Origin of the sequence: Planktotalea arctica (assembly GCF_002105285.1) — a bacterium.
GTDB classification, from domain to species: Bacteria; Pseudomonadota; Alphaproteobacteria; order Rhodobacterales; family Rhodobacteraceae; genus Planktotalea; species Planktotalea arctica.
The window spans coordinates 1-1,492 of sequence record NZ_MUHR01000009.1 but is presented as its reverse complement, the minus strand read 5'-3'; the positions used below and the strand labels follow the sequence as shown (position 1 = coordinate 1,492).

The window sequence follows — 1,492 nt, the reverse complement described above, 5'->3', positions numbered from 1 at the left end:
GTCTAGTACTTCGGCCAGTACGAGCTGCTGTTGAAGATGGCGGGGGATTTTTCTCCCTTGGTCAATCATCTGCAATTGGCAAAGCGGGAGTATCCGAAACTCTGTGTATGAGGCTCAGCCCATGCAGTTTTGACGGGTCACTTATTGAACCGTTCTGGGTATAGGATAGCGAACTGGTTTCGTGCGGCAACCCATTCTCTGACGCATCTGCCCGCCTTCTCGAAACTGCGGATCGCGAGATAGATCAGCTTTGTCGCGGCGTCGTCTGTTGGGAAGCTGCCGCGCGTTTTGGTGGTTTTGCGGATGACCCTGTTGAGGCTTTCTATCGCATTTGTGGTGTAGATGATTTTGCGCACGGCTGGCGGGAAGGCGAAGAACGGGATCACCTCTTGCCAGGCTCGCCGCCAGCTTGGGGCGATCGAGGGGTATTTCTGGCCCCATTCCGCCTCAAAGTCCGCCAAGGCCTTCTCTGCCTCGCCGTCATCGGTGGCCTGATAGATCCGCTTGAGATCCTTGGCGACATTCTTGCGGTCCTTCCACCCGCAAAAGTTCAAGGAATAGCGTACGAGGTGGACGATGCAGGTCTGGACGGTAGTCTCGGGGAAGGCCGCGTTGATGGCGTCAGGGAAGCCTTTGAGGCCGTCCACGACGGCGATGAGGATGTCTTCGACGCCGCGGTTGCGCAGGTTGTTCATCACCGAGAGCCAGAACTTGGCCCCTTCGTTGTTGGCGATCCACAACCCCAGAACCTCGCGTTCGCCTTCAGGGGTGACGCCGAGGGCCACGTAAACCGCCTTATTTTTAACTTGCCTACTTTCCGCGTCGCGGATTTTGACGCGGAGCGCATCGAGAAAAACGATGGGGTACATCGGTTCCAGAGCGCGGTTTTGCCAGTCAGACACCTCCTCCAGAACGGCGTCGGTGACACGGCTGATAAGGTCGGCTGACACCTTCAGGCCGTAGACCTCTTCGAGGTGAGAACGAATGTCGCGGGTCGAGAGCCCCGCCGCATACAGCCCGATGATCTTGTCATCCATCCCGTCGATCCGGGTCTGGCCCTTCCTAATCAACTCCGGCTCAAAACTGCCATCCCGGTCGCGTGGGACATCAATCGGCACCAGCCCATCATTGCCCCTCAGCGTCTTGCGCATCGTGCCATTGCGACGGTTGCTTTGATCATTCGCAGGTTCGGTCTGCGGCTCGTAACCCAAATGCTCCGTCAACTCTGCGCCCAGCATTCGCTCCATCAGGCGGACCTTCAGTTCCTTCATCAGGCCTTTGTCACCCAGCAGATCTTCGGGCCGTTTAATGCCGCTCAGCAGCTCGTCCAGTAATTCTTTGGAAATCGTCATTGTTGTCATGCTCCTTTGGTTTGGAAGCATGGGCCAAATTACTCATACACAGAAGATCGGACACTCTCATCTGGATCCGTCTCTTATACACACCTGACGCTGCCGCCGACTCCTTCCGTGTAGTCCTCTGTGGTCGCCGT

Annotated in this window: 1 protein-coding gene; it reads right to left on the bottom strand. The window is 56.8% G+C overall.

Going from position 1 to position 1,492, the window contains the following annotated elements; translation table 11 throughout:
* Nucleotides 1-137: 137 nt before the first annotated feature.
* A complete protein-coding gene (locus B9P63_RS10185) occupies nt 138-1,352 on the bottom strand; it encodes an IS256 family transposase (RefSeq protein ID WP_095533027.1) in 1,215 nt (404 codons plus the stop codon).
* Between the last annotated feature and the right edge of the window lie 140 nt (nt 1,353-1,492).

Coding starts and splice junctions, on each gene's coding strand:
- B9P63_RS10185 (WP_095533027.1), bottom strand. CDS start 1,352: ATGACGATTTCCAAAGAATTACTGGACGAGCTGCTGAGCGGCATTAAA.